Source organism: Tenacibaculum amylolyticum, from assembly GCF_964511145.1.
Taxonomy (GTDB): domain Bacteria; phylum Bacteroidota; class Bacteroidia; order Flavobacteriales; family Flavobacteriaceae; genus Polaribacter; species Polaribacter amylolyticum.
In genome coordinates this window covers 367,953-374,165 of record NZ_CAZEFZ010000026.1, presented here as the reverse complement: position 1 = coordinate 374,165, position 6,213 = coordinate 367,953, and the positions used below count along the sequence as shown (strand labels likewise).

Genomic DNA, 6,213 nt, shown 5'->3' with positions numbered 1-6,213 from the left:
ATATATAGAAAAGCGGTTGTAAAAATTACAACCGCTTTTCTTTTTCTATTACGTTAGTATCGATGTTTTTTATAAGATTCAATTGAGTTCTTGTAAATAATAAATATGTAAATTGTTTATTTTTGGATGGTTACTCTCTTTCTATTATGAAAAAACAACAATTTAAAATAGCTAAGCTCACTATTGCAGTGACCAATATTACTGAAATGGTTTCATTTTATGAGAATGTTTTTAACTGTAACTTTAAAAAGAATAACTTTCAAGGGTATACTTTATATAGTTCAGAAATAGCAGGAATTCCAATTCAATTATGTCCTAATGTATTAGCCAATGTAGTTGCAGAACAAAACAGACAACAATTTGATTTTGTTGTAACTGATTTGAATCAAATTATTTCTAAAGTAAAAGCATATAATGGAATTGTTAGAGGTGAAATAGAAAGTTTACAAGAAGGAAAGGCTGTAACTGTTGTAGATCCTGACGGAAATACGATAGTGTTTATAGAAAAAGATCATTAAAAATATAGTTTATGAGTACCAAATTAGAAAAGCTATCACATTATGCAGTAATTATTATTGCATTGTCTGCATTAGTAGTTTCTATCACCCAAACAAGGATTCAACAAAAACATAATAAGTTAACTGTAAAACCTTATTTAGGTTACTCTTTAAACCAATCTTTTGATGATGATTTACTTACGGTATATATTACAAATGATGGTTTTGGCCCAGCAATTGTAGACAAAATTATATTTATCTATAATGGAAAAACATATAAAACTTTAGAAGATTATTTAAAAGCTTCAGGCGAAAGTAAGAATAGAAGAGGAAGCTATAATTACAATAAAAACTCAGTTTTTAGGAGTAATGAAAAGAACTTATTAGTTTCATTAAAAGGTTTAAAACATAGAGGTGTTACAGTTAAAATTTACTACAAATCTATCTACCAAGAAAAAGGAGAACTAACCTTCACTTTTTAAGAAAGTTTAATCTGTAAAAACTATAAGTTTTTGTGTAACAAATTAAATTGTTATTTGTCTTTTAGAGAAATAAATTAATCAAATGAAATTTTTCTCTGCAAATATTCATTATTTGGTATGTATTTTATTAGTTAGTATGTATACGGATAAGATATATAGTCAAGAACAATCAACACTAAGATTTATAGATTCATTAATACAGCATAAACAAAAAACTTTTGAAGTACCTGGTATTGCAATAGGTATTGTAAAAGATGGGAAAACTTTCTTTCAAAAAGCTTATGGTGTACAGAGCTTACATACAGAAATACCTTTAACAAATCAATCGGTTTTTCATATGGCTTCTGTATCAAAACCTATTACAGCAACAGCAATTATGAAACTAGTTGAAGAAGGAAAACTTAAGCTATCTAATAAATTAGTGGAATACCTACCTAATTTTGTTATGAATTCTCCAGCTTACAAAGACATTACTTTACAACAAATACTTACTCATACTTCAGGAATTCCAGATGTTAACGATTATGAATGGGAAAAACCACAATATGATGATAAAGCTTCATTACGTTACGTAAATAGCTTTAAAAATCAAAAGTTAGATTTTCTCCCAGGAAGCTCACATAAATATAGTAATGCAGCTTATAATTTACTAGCGGCAGTCATACAAAAAGTAACAGAGATTCCTTTTGAGACTTATATGAAACAGGAGTTTTTCTCAAAAGTAGGTATGAAAAACAGTACATTTTTGAAAGAAGAGGTTACTAAAGAATTAGCGACTTCTCCACATGTTGAAAATTGTTCATTTACTGTAGATAAAGCAAACGTTTATCCTTATAACAGAGTTCATGCGCCTAGTTCTACGTTACATGCTAATACAGATGACATGTTACTTTGGGCACAGCTATATTTAAACAAAGGAGAATGGAGCGAAAAAGAAATTTTTTCTAAAGAAACATATACAAAATTGACAGATACACAAATCCCTTTTAAAAATGGAAAAGGAATGTGTTTAGGGTGGTTTACAGCTAAAATAGGAGAGAAGCAATTGTTTCGCCACTCAGGTGGAGATGAAGGATATAGTACTTTTTTGGGTTTTATACCAGAGGTTGATTTCGCTATTGTTATAATGGCAAATAGTGATACTATTATAACAGAATATATAGCTACAGTAATCATGAGTAAATTGTATAATAATAAGATATTAAACTATAAAACTCCTATTAGTTTTGCTTTACGTAAACTCATTCTGGAAAAAGATATAAATGCCTTTAAAAAAGAATATTTTAGATTAGAAAAAGAAGATCCAAATAGTTATGCTTTTGGAAAAGGTTATTTAGATGGTTTAGGTTATGATCTTTTAGAGAAACATTATTATGAAAAGGCAATTGCTATTTTTAAATTCCATTTAGAGATACAACCAGAAGTACCAGGTTTTTACGACAGTGTTGGAGATGGTTATTTGGCTTGGAACAAGCCAGAAGAAGCTCTTGTTTGGTATAAAAGGGCTAATAAAAAAGATCCAGATAAAGAAATGTCTCTAGAAAAAATTAAAAAACTCAGTTTTGAATTACAGAAATAGATAGGCTATTTTCAATTTTTAAAAAACCTACTAAAATGTTTACATCTTAGTAGGTTTTTTTATAATCAAATAAATATTTAATCATTTGATATATGCTATGTGGTAGCTTATATATGGCAAAAAGGAGGTTTATTCCTCTTCGCTTGCTCTATCTATTATACTTTGAGGCAATGCTTTTTTTGCCTTTGCGCCAAGCGTTTTTAATTTTTGAACTCCAGTTATTAAATTACCACGTCCGTCAACTAATTTATTCATAGCAGCACTATAATCGCTTTTGGTAGCATCTATCTTTTTACCAATATTAATCAAGTCTTTTAATAAGCCATCAAATTTATCATATAAAGAACCCGCTTGTCGTGCAATCTCTATAGCGTTACGTTGTTGTTTTTCATTATTCCACATTGTATCTATGGTGCGAAGCGTAGCTAATAGAGTTGTAGGTGTTACAATAACAATATTCTTTTCAAATGCTTTATTGTATAAAGTATTATCTTGTTGTAAGGCTACAGCAAAGGCAGGTTCAATCGGAACAAAAAGCAATACAAAGTCTGGAGATTCAATTTTATAAATATCTTCATATTTCTTTTCAGATAATTGCTCTACATGACGTTTTAGAGAGATTAAATGTTCTTTTAAGAAACGTTCTTTCTCTTGTTCATCTTCTGTATTTACAAACTGTTCATAAGCGGTTAAAGACACTTTACTGTCTACTACCATTTTTTTGTTATCAGGAAGATGAATTACTACATCGGGCATGATACGTTTTCCTTCTTCATTGGTAAACGATTGTTGTACAAAATACTCTCGCCCTTTTTCTAATCCCGATTTTTCCAATACACGTTCTAGCACCAATTCTCCCCAGTTTCCTTGAGCTTTACTATCACCTTTTAAAGCCTTCGTTAAATTCAAGGTTTCTTTACTCATTTGTGCATTCAATTCTTTTAAACCTAAGATTTGTTGACGTAATGCGGAATGGTAATCGATACTTTCTTTGTGAGTTTTGTCTACTTTCTCTTCAAAATCCTTGATTTTCTTTTCTAAAGGATCTAAAATATTTTTAATATTCTCTTTATTCTGAACTGTAAATTTGTTCGATTTTTCTTCAAGAATTTTGTTTGCTAAATTTTCAAACTCTTTGGTAAACTTTTCTTGTAAACCTTCAATCTCAGTTTTTTGTTCTGTTAACTTCGTTTGTAAGTTTTTTAAATCAACATCTTGTCGCGTGTTAATTTTAATAAGGTTCTCCTTTTCAATTTGAATTTGTTTGAAGTTCTCTTTTAACTCTTCGGTATTTCTATCTGAGATTACTTTATGTTCAGCTAACGTAGTATTACGTTCTTTTAACGTGTCTTTTTCTGTCTGTAAAAACTTAACTTCTTTTTGTAAAGTTTCTATAGTATGCGAATCAGCATTTTTTTGCTCTAAGAGCAGTTTATTTCGTTCCTCTAAGCTCGTTTTTTCATTTTCTAACGTATTCGATTTTCCTTTTTGAATGATATAGGCAACAAGAAAACCTATAATAAGTCCTACAAAACCAGTTAATAAGATGTATAGCAATTGCTCTGACATTTAGTAAAAAATTAAAACCCTAAATTTACCGTTTTAAAGTCAATTAATAATGCAGAGTATATCTAAATTTATTTTTACTAAAATTTTAGGATGGAAGGTAACTGGAAGTTTTCCGGAAAACCTAAAAAAATATGTGGTTATTGGAGCTCCGCATACGAGTTGGAAAGATTTTCCTGTTGCAATTTTAGCTAGAAATACGACAGGAGTTCCTATTAATTATATAGCAAAAGCATCTTTATTTAAACCACCTTTTGGATTTATATTTAGAAAGTTAGGAGGAACTCCAGTAAACAGAACTAAAAGCACGAATTTAGTAGATACTATTGCCGCTATTTTTGATTCAAAAGAAGAGTTTAGATTGGCGTTATCCCCTGAAGGAACGAGACAGTATACTGAAAAATGGAAAACAGGTTTTTATTATATAGCCAAAGGCGCGAATGTACCAATTGTAATGTTTGCTTTCGATTTTAAAAATAAAGAAATAAAAGTAGCGCCTCCTTATCACTTAACAGATAGTATTGAAAAAGATTTTGAACATTTTTTAGAATTTTACAAAGATATTAAAGGTGCTAAACCTGAATTATTTAATAACAAAAACCTACTCTAGAGTAGGTTTTTGTTATTTATAATCAATTTCTATCTTTGCTACGAGAATAATAAAATTAAAATTATATGAAATCAAAAATTGCAATGATTGCCTTATTAGGCACAAGCCTTGCTATATCTGCACAAGAAGTTATTAATCAGCGATTGCATGTTAAGAGTAGCTCCGATAATATTACAACATTTCAAACTTTAGATGACAGCTGGCTCTATACAAATTGGGTAAATAGTTCAGGAACTAGAAAAGCTTTTATGGGACTAGGGCATGATTTAAATACTTTTATGTTATACTTAGAAAATGGAGCCAATAAATTTGTTATACCTAATGGTAATGTAGGGATTGGTACTTCTTCACCTAGTACTTCGTTGGAGTTAAAAGGTAACGCTGATGAATGGTTGTACATAAATCAAGGAACAGTAGGAGGAATAAGAATAGGTTCTAGTAATGGAGATAATTTGAATGTTTTATACAGGGACAAATCTACAGATTTAGTTACATTAAGAGCAGGACATTCAAATGGAGTATTATCTTTTATAGCTGGAGGAAGTAGTTCAGAAAGAATGAGAATAGCTTCTGATGGTAATATAGGTATTGGTACTAGTACACCAGATGCCAAATTACAAATAATTCAACCAAACACTATTGGTTGGAGGGATTTAAAAAACTCATCAATTTTACTAGGAACAGCAAATCAAGGTTTAGGATTTGATCCAAATGAAATAGTAGTAAAAGGAGATAATATGCATATTGGTACGCTATCTAATCATAAAATAATTTTTAGAACAGGTGGAGCAAATAATAGAATGGTACTTACAAGTGATGGAAGTTTAGGAATTGGAACAACAACCCCATCTGGTAAATTAACAGTAAATGGTAGTGCTAAAGTTGGAGATGGAGATTGGGGAGCTTTCACCATAGATGGTAAAGATAAAAATGATTGGTTGTTTAATGCTCATAGTGACGGTAAGCATTTATATATACGTTCACATAATGACACAGAAAACTCATTTGCTACCCATATTTTAAGTATGGATCGTTTAAATGGTAATGTAGGTATTGGAACAACTACACCAGATGAAAAATTAGCAGTAAATGGAACGGTTCATGCAAGGGAAGTAAGAGTTGATTTAACAGGTTGGCCAGATTATGTATTTGAAACATCATACTATTTACCAACCCTAGAAGAAGTTGAAAAACATATTAAAAGTAAAGGACATTTAGTAAACATTCCATCTGCAAAAGAAGTAGAAGAGAATGGTATTTTACTTGGAGATATGAATAAAAAGCTATTAGAAAAAGTTGAGGAGTTAACCTTGTATACCATTCAGCAAGAAAAGAAGTTAGATGAACAACAAAAAGAATTAAAAAAGAAAGATAAGAAATTGCTAGAGTTATCTAATCGTTTATCAAAAATTGAAAAGCTTTTAGAAGAAAAACTAAAATAATTTTATAAGTACTTAAACTAAAAATATACTCGTAATA

At 29.8% G+C, this 6,213-nt stretch carries 6 protein-coding genes; 5 read left to right on the top strand and 1 reads right to left on the bottom strand.

Annotated elements, in window-relative coordinates; translation table 11 throughout:
• Positions 1-146 precede the first annotated feature (146 nt).
• From ACKTTC_RS09985 to ACKTTC_RS09975, 3 genes are all read left to right on the top strand, one after another.
• A complete protein-coding gene (locus ACKTTC_RS09985) occupies positions 147-518 on the top strand; it encodes a VOC family protein (RefSeq protein ID WP_408039674.1) in 372 nt (123 codons plus the stop codon).
• Between the two features lie 11 nt (positions 519-529).
• The gene (locus ACKTTC_RS09980) at positions 530-979 is read left to right on the top strand and encodes a hypothetical protein (protein ID WP_408039673.1); all 450 of its coding nucleotides are present in this window, start codon (positions 530-532) and stop codon (positions 977-979) included.
• An 82-nt stretch (positions 980-1,061) separates the two neighbouring features.
• Complete coding sequence (locus ACKTTC_RS09975) at positions 1,062-2,558, top strand: serine hydrolase (RefSeq protein ID WP_408039672.1); 1,497 nt, start codon at positions 1,062-1,064, stop codon at positions 2,556-2,558.
• Positions 2,559-2,687: 129 nt separating this feature from the next.
• Here the strand turns inward: ACKTTC_RS09975 and rmuC are convergent, their stop codons facing one another.
• Positions 2,688-4,127: a DNA recombination protein RmuC gene (gene rmuC, locus ACKTTC_RS09970; RefSeq protein ID WP_408039671.1), complete on the bottom strand. Its 1,440-nt coding sequence runs from the start codon at positions 4,125-4,127 to the stop codon at positions 2,688-2,690.
• 49 nt (positions 4,128-4,176) lie between these two features.
• On the opposite strand from rmuC, the gene ACKTTC_RS09965 reads away from it, so the two are divergent.
• Both ACKTTC_RS09965 and ACKTTC_RS09960 read left to right on the top strand, forming a co-directional pair.
• The gene (locus ACKTTC_RS09965; RefSeq protein WP_408039670.1) at positions 4,177-4,734 is read left to right on the top strand and encodes a 1-acyl-sn-glycerol-3-phosphate acyltransferase; all 558 of its coding nucleotides are present in this window, start codon (positions 4,177-4,179) and stop codon (positions 4,732-4,734) included.
• A 65-nt stretch (positions 4,735-4,799) separates the two neighbouring features.
• Positions 4,800-6,176: a hypothetical protein gene (locus ACKTTC_RS09960; RefSeq protein ID WP_408039669.1), complete on the top strand. Its 1,377-nt coding sequence runs from the start codon at positions 4,800-4,802 to the stop codon at positions 6,174-6,176.
• Positions 6,177-6,213 lie beyond the last annotated feature (37 nt).

What these genes read in the sequence shown, in the direction of transcription:
- ACKTTC_RS09975 (WP_408039672.1), top strand. Translation starts at nt 1,062, where the DNA reads ATGAAATTTTTCTCTGCAAATATTCATTATTTGGTATGTATTTTATTA.
- ACKTTC_RS09965 (WP_408039670.1), top strand. Translation starts at nt 4,177, where the DNA reads ATGCAGAGTATATCTAAATTTATTTTTACTAAAATTTTAGGATGGAAG.
- ACKTTC_RS09980 (WP_408039673.1), top strand. Translation starts at nt 530, where the DNA reads ATGAGTACCAAATTAGAAAAGCTATCACATTATGCAGTAATTATTATT.
- ACKTTC_RS09960 (WP_408039669.1), top strand. Translation starts at nt 4,800, where the DNA reads ATGAAATCAAAAATTGCAATGATTGCCTTATTAGGCACAAGCCTTGCT.
- ACKTTC_RS09985 (WP_408039674.1), top strand. Translation starts at nt 147, where the DNA reads ATGAAAAAACAACAATTTAAAATAGCTAAGCTCACTATTGCAGTGACC.
- rmuC (WP_408039671.1), bottom strand. Translation starts at nt 4,127, where the DNA reads ATGTCAGAGCAATTGCTATACATCTTATTAACTGGTTTTGTAGGACTT.